Below are 12,960 nucleotides of genomic sequence, written 5' to 3'. Positions count from 1 at the left end.
TCAGAACAGCAGCGAGGCCAAGCGACCGCGGGCGCGGAGGACCCGCGGATCCGCGTCGCCGATGAGTCCGAAGAGCTCGAGCAGACGCTCCTGCACCACGCCGCGCTGATCGGGCTCGAGCGCCGCGAACAACTCCAGCAGACGCGCGAAGGCGTCGTCGACGTGGCCGCCGGTGAGGTCGAGGTCCGCGACCGCGAACTGCGCGTCGACGTCGAGCGGCGCGGCCGCGGCCGCGGCACGCGCCTCCTGCAGGTCGAGGTCCTGCACACGCTGCAGCAGCGTGACCTGACCCAGGCCCGCCTTCGCGTCCGCATCGCGGGGGTCCTCGACGAGCGCCTGCTCGTAGGCGGCGATGGCGCGCGCGTAGTCGCCCGCCTCGATCGCCGCGAAGGCCTCGGCGTGCAGCGGCGGGAGCTCGGGCTCCTCGGGCGCGGACTCCTCGGTCGGTGCGCCCACCTCGATCGAGCCCGTCACGCCGTTCTGCGCGGCGAGCTGGAGCAGTTGCGCGAAGACCTCGCGGACCTGCTGCTCGGGCACGGCACCGGTGAACAGCGGCACCGGCTGACCGGCGACGAGAGCGACGACCATGGGGATCGACTGCGCGCGGAACCCCTGCGCCAGCTGGGGGTTCGCGTCCACGTCGACCTTGGCCAGGACGACGCGCCCCCCGAGCTCGAGGACGACCTTCTCCAGGATGGGGCTGAGCTGCTTGCACGGCCCGCACCACTCCGCCCAGAGGTCGACGACGACGGGAACCGTGCGCGAGAGCTCCAGCACCTGCGGGAAGCTCGCATCGGTGACGTCCATCACGAGGGACGGCCCGTCGCCGGTCGGCGCGGACGCCGGTGCGTCGCCGGTGGGCGCGGCCGGGCGGTTGCGCAACGAGGAGAGGTCGACGGCGCCGCGCATGACGGCACCCAGGGCCTGATCGGACATCAGAGAACCTTCGCTTCGAGGATGTTGGAGGAGAACCCGAGCAGCCGCACCTTCTCGGTGGAGCCCTGCGCGGGGACGTAGAAGAAGAGCTGGTCGGCGAACGTCGAGCTCACGCCCGTGGCCGACTCGCTGACCCCGGTGAGCGCCTGCACCGTGGGGTTGCCGTCGAGCTTGATGACGACGTCCTCGTTGGCGGGCTTCACGGTGTCGACCTCGTTGACGGTGACCGCCACGATCGCGCCGCTCTCGAGCGTCGCGAGTGCCAGCGGTGTCTGCGAGCCCGGCTGCGCCGCGAACTCCAGGGTGCCGGTCGAGGCCGCCGTCTGGTTGAAGGCGTCGAGCCGCTTCTGCCGGTCGGCGGCGACGCCCTGGCTGAACAGGTCGGACTGCTCGTCGAACAGCCCCGCGTAGGTGCTGTTCGCACCGTTGTTGAGCACATCGGCGTAGGCCGCCGACAGATCATCGGGTGCGATCGCGAGGAAGGAGGTGTCGGGCGGCACCTGAGAGGCGCCGATGTAGGCGGGCGCGAGGTCGGGCATCTCGACCGAGCCCCCCAGCGCGGCGCTGTACGACAGCGTGTACGGCGCCCACGGGTCGTTCTGGGTCATCAGCATGATCGTCGACTCGCTCCCGGCGTCGCCCTGCGTCTGCACGACCGTGAGGACGGTCCGGGGCCACTCGTCGACCGCCTGCGGGAGGATGATCTGCGTCGGCTCCGCCGGGATGGCGGGAAGGGCGGGCACGTCGGCGACCGCTGCCCGCAGCGCGTAGTTCGTGGTGCGCTCGGCGAGGGCAGCGCCGCTCAGGCGCGTGGCGGCGAGCGTGATGTCGCTCGCGCTGTCCGCCTGGGCGACGGTCTCCGAGATCCGCGCGAGGATCGTGCGTGCCTGCGCCTCCGTGACGGCGGGCGCCTGCTGGTCGTCCGAGTCGACGACGGCGGCCGAGCCGGTCGGGGTGGGTGTCGGCCCGAGATCGGGCCATGCGTCGGCCGAGCACCCGGCGAACAGCAGCGAGCCGATCACGAGGGCGGGAAGGGCGACGAACGCCTTGCGCGACGACCGGCGGGACGACGGTCCTGCGGTGATCACGCCTTTGTCGCCCTGTTCGACGGCCAGATCGATGGGCTGGGTGACCGGCAGGGGCGGCGGCGCCTTCCGGCGCGGGCCGCGCGATCGGCGTGCGTGCCGGATGGCGAGCAGGTACAGGACGATGCCGCCCACGAGCACCAGCCCGCCGAGGAGCATGAGGGGCCCGGCCCACGGCGTCGTCTGCGAGATGTCCCAGGTCACGCTGACCTCCGCCGGCGCGGGCGCCGTGCCGTCGGCCGCGATGAGGACGCTCATGGTGTCGGGCAGCTGCAGCGGTACGCTCACCGCGCCGTCGTCCTGATACTGCGCGAGCCACAGGTCCGACCCGGCCGGGTTGCGCCCGGCGGCGGCATCCGCGGCCGTCTCGTCGGCCACCGCGGTCGCCGTCGGCTCGACGAGAGAGGAATCCAGGGTGCCCTCGTCTCCCGCGGTCACCGCGGTGTAGCTCTGGTCGGACAGCCATGCCGAGACGTCGGCGGTGCGGCCGTACGCGACGAACACACCGTCGTCACCGGCGACGCGCAGCGTCTGCGTGCCCGGCAGCTCGGTCAGCACCGATCCGTCGACGAGCGTGTAGCGGGTGTCGTCGGTGAGGGCGATCTCCGCCGTCTGCGTCGACGGCCCGTGGAACACGGTGCGCTGGGCGATGCCTGCTCCGATGAGCACGGCTGCGAGCACGAAGGCCGCCACGGCCCACACAAAACGCACGACATATCCTCCCGATGCCTCGGTGGCACGATCCGACGTTCCAGCCTAGCGGACGGGGCTGTGTGTTGTTCGAGAGGGGGCGCCTGCCACGTCCCGCGCCGATCTGGCCGTAGTCTGACCAGCAACGTGCCGGCGAGCAGGAGGACCCATCGTGAAGCTGCACAACCCGTTCCGGATCGCCTTCGTGGGCACGCTGGGCGTGGGCCTCGGCCTGCTGCTCATCGGCAGCGTCCAGACGCTGTCGACGATCCTGCTCTACATCGGCACGGCGCTGTTCCTCTCGCTCGGCCTCGAACCGGTCGTCGCGTGGCTCACCCGCCGCAAGCTCCCCCGCTGGTCCGCCGTGCTGATCACGGTGCTCGCCGTCCTCGCGATCTTCGCCGGGATCGTCTGGATGGTCGTCCCGATCATCGTCAGCCAGGTGAGCCAGCTGGTCGAGGAGATCACCCGTTTCCTGCAGAGCACGTCGCTCGACGACGTCAAGGAATGGATCCACTCGGTCTTCCCGGGCATCCAGGTCAGCACGATCGACGACACGATCTCCAACGCCCAGCAGTGGCTGCTCCAGAACTGGGGCGACATCACCGGCGGCGTGATCAACGCCGGCATCGCGTTCTTCGGCGGGCTGACGGGCGCGTTCATCGTGCTCATCCTCACGATCTACTTCACGGCGTCCACCCCGCACCTCAAGGCGGCGGTCTACAGTCTCGTTCCCGCCTCCAAGCGCCCGCGGTTCGTCGACCTGTCCGAGCAGATCACCGACTCGGTCGGCTACTACGTCATGGGCCAGGTCTCGCTCGGTGTCATCAACGGCGTGCTGAGCGCGATCCTGCTGACGATCATCCAGGCGCCGTTCCCCGCGGTGCTGGCCGTCGTGGCGTTCTTCTTCTCGCTCATCCCGCTCGTGGGTACGCTCACCGGCTCGGTCATCATCGTGCTGACCTGCCTGATCCCCGGACTCGGCTCCCCCACGACGGCGCTCATCGCCGGCATCTACTACGTGATCTACATGCAGCTCGAGGCCTACCTCGTGTCGCCGCGCATCATGAGCCGCGCGGTCGCCGTGCCGGGCGCCGTCGTCGTCATCGCGGCCCTCGCCGGCGGCTCGCTGCTGGGCCTGCTGGGTGCGCTGGTCGCCATCCCGGTGGCGGCGAGCATCCTGATCATCTACCGCCAGGTGGTCGTGCCCCGGATGAACGCGCGCTGATCAGGCGGTCGCGCCCGGCCATTCGGTCGGCAGGGGCGCGGCCGACGGGTTCACGACGCGCACGACCTCGTCGAGCACCCGACGGGTCTGCGTCTCGCCGACCCAGAGGTGCTTGCCGTCCTCGACAGGGATGAGATCGATCTCGGGCACCGATGCGAAGCGCTCGCGCGCCTCATCCGGACGCAGATAGTCGTCGTGCTCCGGGATGAGTGCCACCAACCGGCGCGGGTCGCCCCGCCAGGCCGCGACCTCGTCGGCCGTCGCGCGATGCAGCGGCGGGGACAGCAGGATCGCCCCGTCGATCGCATGCTCGCGTCCGTACTTGAGGGCGAGCTCGGTGCCGAACGACCAGCCGAGGAGCCAGGGATGGGGCAGCTCCCGCTCCGCGACTAATGCCATCGCCGCCGCGACATCGGCACGTTCGCCCACGCCGCCGTCGAAGGCGCCGTCGCTCTGTCCGCGCGGCGACGACGTGCCTCGGGTGTTGAAGCGCAGGACGGCGAGATCGGCCAAGGCCGGCAGCCGCGCGGCGGCCTTCCGCAGGATGTGGGAGTCCATGAAGCCGCCGTGCGTCGGCAGCGGATGGAGCGTCACCAACGTCGCCACAGGAGCGGCGGTCTCGGGCAGCGCGAGCTCCCCCACGAGCGTCAGGCCGTCCTCCGTCTGGAGGACGATGTCCTCCCGTCGGGCGGGCAACGCCACAGCGCCTCGGATCTCCATGTCAGTACACCTTCCAGCAGTGCGTGTGCCAGTGCCGTCGCGCAGCGAGGTCCGCCGCGTCGCCGAGAACGCCGTCCGAGCGCCAGATCACCAGATGCGCGGTGCCTTCCGCGATGGTCTGGTGGCAGCCGGGACAGGTGTAGGGCTTGACCGCGCGAGCGCCCGACACGGGTTGCACGGTCCACTCGCCGCCGCGCTTGGTCTCACTGCGCTTCCAGCCGGCGAGGAACCTGTCGAAGGAGTCGTCGCCCCCCGTACTCGCGGGACCCCGACGACGCGAACGCGCCACACTCACCACCAGTGGTTGCGCGACCAGAAGTCGAACGCCGCCGCCCAGCTGCCGTAACGCCCGATGGCGTACCCGTTGCCCCACCGCAGGTTGTCGACGGGGTCGTAGCCGTTGCCCGGGACCTTGCTGCAGGGATAGGCCTGCACGAGCCCGCAGGCACCCGACGACTTGTTCGTCGCGTTCGGGTTCCAGCCGCTCTCACGGCCGACGATGTAGTCGACGTACGCCATGTCGGCCTCGGCGATGCCCGCTGCCGCCATCCACTCGGCCGGCGCACCGCCGCCGGTGTAGTACGGCAGCGACGCCGCCGGGGAACCGGAGCTCTCGGACTGGGAGGCGGTGGGGGTGGGCGTCGGCTTCGGCGTCTCGTAGGCGGTGTAGCCGCCGCGGTTCAACTCGGCGGCGACGACCGATGATTCGGCCGTCAGCAGCGTCTGCGCGTCGTCCATCGTGCTCGCGTAGACCGTGGTGGTCTCGTCGGAGGCGGACGGCGTCTCGCTGAGGGCGAAGGCCGCGGGTCCGACGTACGCTCCCGCGAAGGCGAGGGCCGCCGCGCCCGCGAAGACGCCCAGCACGCCACGGCGACGCGACCAGCGCGTCGCTGCGGCCGGGGGCGTCCGCCGGGCCGGCGAAACCGCCGTCGTCCGCGTCGACCGTCGGGTCAACGCGGAGCGGTCAGAGGAGTGGTCGCCAGAAGTCACAATGACCCGAGTGTAACGATCCGGTCCTGGGTGTGCCATCCGAGGATGTCAATTCACCGCCAGCATGATCTCGATCACCGCGTCGAGCAGCGCATCCACCTGCGCCTCGCGGTACCCGCCGCGCTGCATCCGGAACGCCACCGACCGGACCTGCTCGACGGTCACGCCGGTGCCGTCGGCGAGGTACCCGGCGATCTTGTCCGCGACGAGGTCGACCTCCTCCAGGCGGTAGCCGTACCGCACGACCGACACGCGGTCGAAGCGCCGGCGTCGCGGGCGGGCCAGGCGGTCGAGGACCACCTGCGCGTCCGCACGCTTCTGCTCCACCCAGGCGCGGGCGCCGAGGCGCGCGATCGCCGCCTGACGCTCCTGCACCGCGAACGCATCCTCGACGCGACCGAGAGCCGCATCCACCGGATCGATGGCGTAGCCGCCGCGCACCAGGGGGAACGAGACGTCGCGCACATCGGCGGCGCTCACCGTCTCGTCGTCGGTCTGCGCGTTCTCGAACGACGCACGGGCCCGCGCGAGGAACGCGTCGACGGCTGCCGGCTCGTACCCCTTCTCGCGACCCTGCGTGCGCGGGAACGCGTCGTGGCTGCGTTCGACGTCCGTCGCGGCGCCGGACAGCTGCTCGAGCGTGGTGTCGTCGGAGAGCGTCATGAGACCGCCAGGGGTGTGAGCAGGTAGAAGAGGGCGAGCGCGGCCACCGCCGACGGCAGGATCGAGTCGAGCCGGTCGAGGACGCCGCCGTGGCCGGGCAGCCACGAACTCATGTCCTTGATGCCGAGGTCGCGCTTGAGCATGGACTCGCCGAGGTCGCCCGCGGTCGCGGTGGCCAGCACCACGAGTCCGAAGATGATGCCCGTCCACCACGGCAGACCGAGCATGAGCCAGGCGAGGAGGACGCCGGCGACGACGGAGGCCAACGCGGCACCCGCGAAGCCCTCCCACGTCTTCTTGGGGCTGATGCGCGGAGCCATCGGATGACGGCCGAACGTCAGACCCGTCGCGTAGGCGCCGGTGTCCGACGCGATCGCGACGATCAAGAAGGACAGCACCCACCACTCCCCGCCCTCCTGGCGCAGGAGCACGAGAGCGAGGCTCGCGAGGAAGGGTACGTAGATCGGCAGGAATCCGGCGATCAGCACGTCTTCGACGACAGCGGCGTACACGCGACCGTCCCGCACCACCATCTGCGCGATGAGACGCCAGACGATCGCGACCACGACCGTGACGATCAGCGCGACCCAGTGCAGCCACAGGTCCAGGTAGTACGCGGAGAGCAGGATGAAGACGGCACCCAGCAGCTGCGGGATGACGTCGACCCGGCGTCCGGCCGACTGCAGCGCGCGCGAGAACTCGAAGACCCCGAGAAGGGCGACTCCCCCGCCGACGATGACGAAGGGCCACTTCACGAACAGCAGCGAGGCGAGCACGACCGCCCCGATCGCGAGGCCGATGACCGTCGCGAGGATCAGGTCGCGACCGGTGCGCTGCTTGATCCGCGCGTTCGCCTCTTCGAACTCGGCGCGCGCGTGCGCGACCTGCAGTTCGAACTCGCTGCGCGCGGCGCGGATCTGCGTCTGCAGCCCCGGGTCGGCCGCATCCGGGGTCGACGGAACCGCCGAGCCGCGAGCGGGCACCGGCGGGATCACTCCGTCATCGGATGCGTCGGTCATGACGAGTCAGACCTCGAGGAGCTCTGCCTCTTTGCGCTTCAACGCGTCATCGATCGCGTCGACGTGCGCCCGGGTGACCGCGTCGAGTTCCTTCTCGGCGCGGACCAGTTCGTCCTCGCCGACCTCGGACTTCAACGCGTCCAGGTCGTCCTTGGCCTTGCGGCGGATCCCGCGCACGTGGACCTTGGCATCCTCGCCCTTGCCGCGGACGAGCTTGACGTACTCCTTGCGGCGTTCCTCGGTGAGCTCCGGCATCGTGATGCGCACGATGTTGCCGTCGTTCGTCGGGTTCACACCCAGGTTGGGCATGTCGCGGATGGCCTGCTCGATGGCCTTGAGCGCCGACTTGTCGTACGGCGTGACGATGATCGTGCGCGCCTCGGGGTTGTTGAGCGAGGCGAGCTGCGCGAGCGGCGTGGGCGTGCCGTAGTACTCCACGTTCAGCTTCTGGAAGAGCTGGGGGTTGGCGCGCCCCGTGCGCACGGTCGCGAAGTCGTCCTTCGCGGCCTCCACGGCCCGATCCATCCGGTCAGCGGTCTCGGCCATTACTTCGGCGATCACGGTTTCTCCCTCGTGTACAGCGGTATTCCAGTCTAGAGGGGCGACGGCCCCGAACAGCGGAGGTCAGGCCGTGACGAGCGTGCCGATCTCGTCACCGCGGAGCGCGCGCGTGACGTTGCCGGCGGGCTCCATCCCGAACACGCGCATGTCGATGCGGTTGTCCATGCAGAGGCTGAAGGCGGTCGAATCCACGACCTTGAGCCCCTTCACCAGGGCGTCGCTGTAGGTGACGCGGTCGAGCTTGACGGCGGAGGCGTCCTTGTTGGGGTCCGCGGTGTAGACGCCGTCCACGCCGTTCTTGGCCACGAGCACCTCGTCGGCGCCGATCTCGAGCGCGCGCTGCGCGGCGACGGTGTCGGTCGAGAAGTAGGGAAGCCCGGCCCCGGCGCCGAAGATGACGACGCGACCCTTCTCCATGTGGCGCTGCGCGCGGCGCGGGATGTACGGCTCCGCGACCTGCGTCATCGAGATCGCCGACTGGACGCGGGTGGCGGCGCCGGCCTGCTCGAGGAAGTCCTGCAGCGCGAGGGCGTTCATCACGGTGCCGAGCATGCCCATGTAGTCGGCGCGCCCGCGGTCCATGCCGCGCTGGCTGAGCTCGGCGCCGCGGAAGAAGTTGCCGCCGCCGACGACGATCGCGATCTCGACCTCATCGACCGCGGCGGCGATGTCCCGCGCGATCTGGCCGACCACATCCGGATTCACGCCGAGGGATCCGCCCCCGAAGGCCTCGCCCGAGAGCTTCAGGAGGACGCGACGGCGTCCGGTGGTTTCGTCCATGGGGAGGGGTCCTCTCGTCGGGGTCAAAGCTACGGCATGCGAAAGGCCCGCACCGGCGACGATGCGGGCCTTCCGAGCGACTTACGCGCCGACCTTGAAGCGGGCGAAGTCGGTGATGGTGATGCCGGCGTCCTGTGCGACCTTGGCGACGGACTGCTTGTTGTCCTTCGCGTAGTCCTGGTCGAGCAGGGCGACCTGCTTGAAGAACGCGTTGACGCGACCCTCGACGATCTTCGGCAGGGCGGCCTCGGGCTTGCCCTCGTTGCGCGAGATCTCGGTGACGATCTCGCGCTCCTTGTCGACGTCGGACTCGGGCACATCGGCACGCGACAGGTAGGACGGGTTCGCGAACGAGACGTGCTGCGCGAGGCTGCGCGCGGTCTCCGCATCATCGCCCGAGTACGCCAGGACGACGCCGATCTGGGGCGGGAGGTCCTTGCTCGTCTTGTGCAGGTAGACCTCGAAGTTGTCACCCGAGAGGGTGCGCACGCGACGCAGTTCGACCTTCTCGCCGATGATGGCGGCCTCGTCGTTGATGAGGTCGGCGACCGTCTTGCCACCGGCGTCGGCGGCGAGGGCGGCCTCGACGGACTCCGCGGCCACGGCGGCAGCGGCGTCGGCGACCTTGTCGGCCAGAGCGATGAAGCGCTCGTTCTTGGCGACGAAGTCGGTCTCGGTGTTGAGCTCGATCAGCGTGACCTTCCCGTCGACCTCACGAGCGGCGACGAGGCCCTCGCTGGTGGAACGGTCGGCGCGCTTCGCGTTGCCCTTCGCGCCCTTGAGGCGCAGGATCTCGACGGCCTTCTCGAGGTCGCCGTCGGCTTCCTCGAGCGCCTTCTTGGTGTCGACCATGCCCGTGCCGAGCTGTTCGCGCAGCGCCTTGATGTCGGCGATGGTGAAGTTTGCCATGAGTGGCGGCTCCTTCTGTCTGGGAGTTCTCGTGGATGCCGATCGGCGCGGCCGGGGGCCGGCCGCGCCGATCGTAGCGGGTCCTGGGGACGCGCTGATTACTTGTCGGTGGCCTCGGCGGCGACGACCTCTTCGACGGCCTCGCCCGACTCGGCGGCGACGGCCTCGACGGCGGCTTCCGCACCGGCTTCGTCCGCGGCGGACTCGGTCGCGACGACCTCGGCCTCTGCACCTTCGACGACGGTCTCGTCGGCGGCGTCAGCGGCGGGAGCCTCGTCGGCGGGCTTGCCCTGCTCGAGCAGGTCGCGCTCCCACTCGGCCAGGGGCTCGGCGGGCTCGGCCTCGCCGGCGGGCTGGTGGCGCTGGATGAGGCCCTCGGCGGCGGCGTCGGCGACGATGCGCGTGAGCAGCGAGACCGAGCGGATCGCGTCGTCGTTACCCGGGATGGGGAACTGGAACTCGTCGGGGTCGGCGTTCGTGTCGAGGATGCCGATCACGGGGATGCCGAGCTTCTTGGCCTCGTTGACCGCGAGGTGCTCGCGCTTGGCGTCGACGATCCAGATCGCGGACGGCGTCTTGGTGAGGTTGCGGATACCGCCGAGCGACTTGTGCAGCTTGTCGAGCTCGCGCTTCTTGAGCAGCAGCTCCTTCTTGGTGAAGCCGCTCGCGGCCGGGTCCTCGAAGTTGAGCTCCTCGAGCTCCTTCATCCGGGCGAGGCGCTTGCTCACGGTCGAGAAGTTGGTGAGCAGACCGCCGAGCCAGCGCTGGTTCACGTAGGGCTGGCCCACGCGCGTCGCCTGCTCGGCGATGACTTCCTGCGCCTGCTTCTTGGTGCCGACGAAGAGGACGGTGCCGCCGTGGGCGACCGTCTCCTTGACGAACTCGTACGCCTTGTCGATGTACGACAGCGACTGCTGGAGGTCGATGATGTGGATGCCGCTGCGCTCCGTAAGGATGAAGCGCTTGACCTTCGGGTTCCACCGGCGGGTCTGGTGTCCGAAGTGGACGCCGCTGTCGAGCAGCTGGCGAATGGTGACGACGGCCATGGCCGTTCTCCTATCGTTACGGTTGTTTCGCGTCGGACCGAAGGGCCGACGAGCCTGGTGCCCGGCGCACACCCGCCCGTCGTGAGACGGGACCGGAGGGTGTTCGCGCCGCGAGGGATACTCGCTCTGGGCACGCGGAGTCACCTCGACATGCGAGGCGCTCCACAAGTGTATCAGTCAGCCGCCGCGGCGACGGCGACTCCTCCCCCGCCGTGCGCACCCGGCGTGTCCGCCACTGATCGCCCTGCGTTCCGCCGGTCCTCGCGCTCTGCGGTCAGCATCGGAGGATGCCGTCGCGCCCTCGTTCTCCGCTCCGCCTGCCGGCCGTCGCCGTCATGCTCGCGGCCACCGTTCTGGCACCTCCCATGGGTGCGGAGCGATCCGGGCTGCCGCACGACGCCCCCTGGGCGTGGCCCGTGATCGGTCCGGTCGTGCGCCCGTTCGTGCAGCCCGCCACCCCGTACGGACCCGGACACCGCGGCATCGACATCCGGAGCGCGGACGGGACGGTGCGCGCTCCCGCCGCGGGCGAGGTGCGCTTCGTGGGCACGGTGGTCGACCGTCCGTTGATCTCGCTCGACCACGGAGACGGATACGTCAGCTCCCTGGAGCCCGTGCGCGCGAACGTCACCGCGGGGAGCGCCGTCGAGCGGGGACAGGTCATCGGCGTGGTCGATCGCGGCGGTCACGTGCGCGACGGCGAGGTGCATTTCGGGGTGCGGCGGGACGGCGAGTACATCAACCCGCTGCTGCTGCTCGGCGGCGTCCCGCGCGCGGTCCTGCTGCCCTGCTGCGACGACTAGCGCGCGGCCAGGGTGTTGCGCTGGCCCTGGTCGGCTACGGTCCCCAGGGAGCCGGCCGTGACACGGTTGTCGTTGCCCGAGACGGTGACCGCGTCGATGCGCCCGTCGGCCTCGACCTCGTTGCGTTCCCCATTGAGCGTCAGCTGCGTCACCGCCGACGCATCGATCTCGTTGTCCTGCCCGCCGACGACGATCGCACCGACGGAGGCCACGTCCACATCGTTGCGATCCCCGTTGAGGAGGAAGGTGCCGACGGTGGCCCGCGTCATGTCGATGTCGAGCTCGGTGCCCCCGGCCGTCACCTCGGGGCACTCGCCCACCAGGGTGAAGTCCTGATCGGCGCCGCTCAGCTGGACGGCAGCCCCGCCGCAGTCCATCTCGTCGCCGACGACCGCAGGGGGCGCCGGGACGGGAGCCGCCGTGCTCGGGGCGACCGTCGGCACGGATGTGGAGGCCACCGGCGCCGGGGCGGGCGGCAGGACCGTCTCGCGGGCCGACGGAACCAGCGCGCAGCCGGCCAGGGCAACGCCGACCAGCGCTGAGACGGCGGCGAGGGCGGCGGGACGACGGAGCGCACGGAAGGACATGCCCCCTACGCTAACCCCGCCGCATCCCGTGGCGCACTCATGCGCGCGGGTGCGCCTGACGATAGGTCGCGGTGAGCCGCTCGGTCGACACGTGCGTGTAGATCTGTGTGGTGCCGAGGCTCGCGTGTCCGAGCATCTCCTGGACGGCCCGGAGGTCGGCGCCGCCGTCCAGCAGATGGGTGGCCGCGGAGTGGCGCAGGGCGTGCGGACCGACGCCCGCGGTGCCGACGAGCGGTCCGAGCGTGCGCGCGACGAGGTCGTACACACTGCGCACGCCGAGATCGCCCCCGCGCGCGCCGAGGAAGAGGGTGGTGCGCGGTCGGGGGCTCCGTGCGAGGAGCACGGGGCGGGCGCGGACCAGATAGGCCTGGACCGCCGCATCCGCGGGGGCTCCGAAGGGGACCACCCGCTGCTTGTCTCCCTTGCCCGTCACGCGGACGGTGCGGCGCGCCCTGTCGATGTCGTCGACGGCGATGCTGCACAGCTCGGACACCCGCAGCGCCGAGCCGTACAGCATCTCGAGCACCGCGTGATCGCGGAGGGCGAGGGGGTCGCCGTCGGCGGCCTCAGCCGCCATCCGGGCGAGGAGGTCCGAGAGGGCCGACGCGGAGGCGATGGTGGGAAGCGTGCGTGCCCGTTTGGGGGCGATCAGGCGCAGGCTCGGGTCGACAGCGAGCTCCCCCGCCTCGACCGCCCAGCCGAAGAAGGCCCGGGCAGATGCCGTGCGACGAGCCAGCGTCGCCCGCGCGTCGCCGCGCGACGTCGCCGCCCACAGCCATTCGCGGAGCTCCTCCAGATCCACGCGGTCCAGCGGCACGTCCTCGCCGACGGTGCGCGCGAGGTCGGCGAGGTCGGAACGGTAGGCGCGCACGGTCGCCGGCGACAGGCGGCGGACGTCCGCGAGGTGCGACACCCACCGCTCGATCGCGTCGGTGAGCAGCAT

Annotated in this window: 15 protein-coding genes; 2 read left to right on the top strand and 13 right to left on the bottom strand. The window is 70.7% G+C overall.

Going from position 1 to position 12,960, the window contains the following annotated elements; all coding sequences use genetic code 11:
* Together AB0N73_RS01370 and AB0N73_RS01365 are read right to left on the bottom strand one after the other, a co-directional pair.
* Nucleotides 1–936 (bottom strand): tetratricopeptide repeat protein, encoded by a 936-nt coding sequence (locus tag AB0N73_RS01370; RefSeq protein WP_363559573.1) that lies wholly within the window; start codon nucleotides 934–936, stop codon nucleotides 1–3.
* A complete protein-coding gene (locus tag AB0N73_RS01365) occupies nucleotides 936–2,732 on the bottom strand; it encodes a glycosyl transferase (RefSeq protein WP_363559571.1) in 1,797 nt (598 codons plus the stop codon). The genes AB0N73_RS01370 and AB0N73_RS01365 overlap by 1 nt, the downstream gene beginning before the upstream one ends.
* Before the next feature lie 151 nt (nucleotides 2,733–2,883).
* Between AB0N73_RS01365 and AB0N73_RS01360 the strand changes: the two genes are divergently transcribed.
* Entirely contained in the window at nucleotides 2,884–3,939 is a 1,056-nt protein-coding gene (locus AB0N73_RS01360) for an AI-2E family transporter (protein WP_363559569.1), read from the top strand.
* Here the strand turns inward: AB0N73_RS01360 and AB0N73_RS01355 are convergent, their stop codons facing one another.
* The 9 genes from AB0N73_RS01355 to rpsB all read right to left on the bottom strand — a co-directional run bounded on the left by AB0N73_RS01355 (nucleotide 3,940) and on the right by rpsB (nucleotide 10,627).
* A complete protein-coding gene (locus AB0N73_RS01355; RefSeq protein WP_363559567.1) occupies nucleotides 3,940–4,659 on the bottom strand; it encodes an alpha/beta hydrolase in 720 nt (239 codons plus the stop codon).
* Between the two features lies 1 nt (nucleotide 4,660).
* Nucleotides 4,661–4,948, bottom strand: coding sequence for a hypothetical protein (locus AB0N73_RS01350; RefSeq protein ID WP_363559927.1), 288 nt, complete (start codon nucleotides 4,946–4,948; stop codon nucleotides 4,661–4,663).
* A 2-nt stretch (nucleotides 4,949–4,950) separates the two neighbouring features.
* The gene (locus tag AB0N73_RS01345; RefSeq protein ID WP_363559565.1) at nucleotides 4,951–5,649 is read right to left on the bottom strand and encodes a lytic transglycosylase domain-containing protein; all 699 of its coding nucleotides are present in this window, start codon (nucleotides 5,647–5,649) and stop codon (nucleotides 4,951–4,953) included.
* Nucleotides 5,650–5,697: 48 nt separating this feature from the next.
* The gene (locus AB0N73_RS01340; RefSeq protein WP_363559563.1) at nucleotides 5,698–6,312 is read right to left on the bottom strand and encodes a DivIVA domain-containing protein; all 615 of its coding nucleotides are present in this window, start codon (nucleotides 6,310–6,312) and stop codon (nucleotides 5,698–5,700) included.
* A complete protein-coding gene (locus AB0N73_RS01335) occupies nucleotides 6,309–7,331 on the bottom strand; it encodes a phosphatidate cytidylyltransferase (protein ID WP_363559561.1) in 1,023 nt (340 codons plus the stop codon). Before AB0N73_RS01335 ends, AB0N73_RS01340 begins: the two co-directional genes overlap by 4 nt.
* Nucleotides 7,332–7,337: 6 nt before the next feature.
* Nucleotides 7,338–7,892, bottom strand: a complete 555-nt coding sequence (gene frr / locus AB0N73_RS01330; RefSeq protein ID WP_363559559.1) for a ribosome recycling factor — start codon at nucleotides 7,890–7,892, stop codon at nucleotides 7,338–7,340.
* Between the two features lie 63 nt (nucleotides 7,893–7,955).
* Nucleotides 7,956–8,672: a UMP kinase gene (pyrH, locus tag AB0N73_RS01325; protein WP_363559557.1), complete on the bottom strand. Its 717-nt coding sequence runs from the start codon at nucleotides 8,670–8,672 to the stop codon at nucleotides 7,956–7,958.
* Nucleotides 8,673–8,753: 81 nt separating this feature from the next.
* Entirely contained in the window at nucleotides 8,754–9,581 is an 828-nt protein-coding gene (tsf, locus tag AB0N73_RS01320) for a translation elongation factor Ts (protein WP_363559555.1), read from the bottom strand.
* Nucleotides 9,582–9,679: 98 nt separating this feature from the next.
* Nucleotides 9,680–10,627 carry a 30S ribosomal protein S2 gene (rpsB, locus tag AB0N73_RS01315; protein ID WP_363559553.1) on the bottom strand — a complete coding sequence of 316 codons (948 nt, stop codon included), beginning with the start codon at nucleotides 10,625–10,627 and terminating at the stop codon, nucleotides 9,680–9,682.
* Nucleotides 10,628–10,914: 287 nt separating this feature from the next.
* Here rpsB and AB0N73_RS01310 point away from each other — a divergent pair, with 287 nt between their 5' ends.
* Nucleotides 10,915–11,430, top strand: coding sequence for a M23 family metallopeptidase (locus tag AB0N73_RS01310; protein WP_363559551.1), 516 nt, complete (start codon nucleotides 10,915–10,917; stop codon nucleotides 11,428–11,430).
* Here AB0N73_RS01310 and AB0N73_RS01305 read toward each other — a convergent pair.
* Nucleotides 11,427–12,017, bottom strand: coding sequence for a DUF3060 domain-containing protein (locus AB0N73_RS01305; RefSeq protein ID WP_363559549.1), 591 nt, complete (start codon nucleotides 12,015–12,017; stop codon nucleotides 11,427–11,429). The two genes, AB0N73_RS01310 and AB0N73_RS01305, sit on opposite strands and share 4 nt — an antisense overlap.
* Nucleotides 12,018–12,054: 37 nt before the next feature.
* Nucleotides 12,055–12,960 (bottom strand): tyrosine recombinase XerC, encoded by a 906-nt coding sequence (locus tag AB0N73_RS01300; protein ID WP_363559547.1) that lies wholly within the window; start codon nucleotides 12,958–12,960, stop codon nucleotides 12,055–12,057.

It is taken from the genome of Microbacterium sp. NPDC089189 (assembly GCF_040685095.1).
Taxonomy (GTDB): Bacteria; Actinomycetota; Actinomycetes; order Actinomycetales; family Microbacteriaceae; genus Microbacterium.
This window is presented reverse-complemented; position numbering and strand designations above follow the sequence as displayed.